Below are 1,424 nucleotides of genomic sequence, written 5' to 3' on the forward strand. Positions count from 1 at the left end.
GAATCCTAAGTACTGAAATGCATTTCGAATTGAAATAGTTGAGGTGAGGATCAAAGCGTGAAAAATGATCTGATTGGGAGGGCTCGGCAGGGTGACCTTGACGCTTGGGAAGTATTAATCCGGGAAATCTATCCCCAGGCTTCCAAAAAGGCCTTCTGCCTGCTGAGAGATAAAGATCTGGCCAAGGACGCCGTACAAAACACTATGCTTAAGGTTTTTAATAACCTGTCAGGCTTAAAAGATGACGGCGCTTTTACCGGTTGGTGGCGACGTATATTAACCAACGAAATATACTTGTTGCTGCGCTTCAGCAGCAGGGTAATGCCGGGGATAACACCGGAACTGTTGAACACCGGGGAACTGTCTGTCGAGGATGCTGTCACGCTGAAGTTGGAAATGGGGCAGGCGATTAAAGGGCTTCCTCTGGAACAACAGCAAATCCTGCTTGATATTGATTTAAGAGGATTGAATTTACAGGAAGCTGCGGAAGAATACAATCTTCCGCTGGGAACGGTCAAGTCGCGGTTATTCAGGGCCCGGGCCCGTCTGCAGGAGACACTGAAACAGTATAGAAAAAAGCCAAAGGAGCGAGTCGACATGACCATAGAGCCATCCGATATAAAGGACCGAATTTGTGACTATTTGGAAGGAACCATGGAGGCAGCGGCCAGAAATGCCTTTGAACAAGAACTGTCGCAAAACCCTGCCTGGCAAGAGGAGATGAAAAAGCAGAAGGACTTTTTGACATTCTTGCATTCACTGACCGGAAAAATTACCCTTTCCGTAGCCGAGATTAAGGATAAGGTGCAGGCGGTGATAGAGAAAACAGAGGATTACGAGGAAATCGTGGATGCTACTTTCTTTGAGCAGGGAAAACCGACGACCTTGACCTCCCATATCTGGTTCAAGAAGCCTGATCGCTATCGGACAGACGGGGACAGTGCGGCAACAGGTCCCATAACGATCATTATGAAAGACGGAATAATGTTGAGTTGGCTTGCCGATGCGCGCCAAGCCAGAAAACTCATCTTAAGCCAGGAATACAGAGAACGTGGCAACTTTAGTTTCCCGGACAGCCTCAAGGCGATGGCCGAGAATAAATCCAGCCGGATCTTAGGTACGGAATACCTGCAAGGCCGGCCGGTTCTTCATATACAATTCAGTGAACAAGTTCCCGGGCTGGGGGAAATGAATACCCATCACTGGATGGACAAAGAAACCTGGATGCCAATACGTACGGAATATTATAATGTCAAAGGAGAGCTGGTAAACCGCCGGGAAGTGAGGGAGCTTCGCCTCAATCAGGGATTGCCGGATTCCCTGTTTGAACTGGATCTTCCTGAAGGGGTAACTATTGATGAGGAAAACAGTCAAGTCGTCAATCTTCCTCAGGATATAACGCTGACTGAGGCAGCAGAGCGTTT

At 48.1% G+C, this 1,424-nt stretch carries 1 protein-coding gene; it reads left to right on the plus strand.

Annotation, left to right across the window (positions count from 1 at the left end; all coding sequences use genetic code 11):
* Positions 1–57: 57 nt before the first annotated feature.
* The coding region (locus DSBG_RS21475; RefSeq protein ID WP_068967045.1) for a sigma-70 family RNA polymerase sigma factor at positions 58–1,424 on the plus strand (1,367 nt) is incomplete at its 3' end.

Origin of the sequence: Desulfosporosinus cupriresistens (assembly GCF_001707885.1) — a bacterium.
Classification (GTDB): Bacteria; Bacillota; Desulfitobacteriia; order Desulfitobacteriales; family Desulfitobacteriaceae; genus Desulfosporosinus.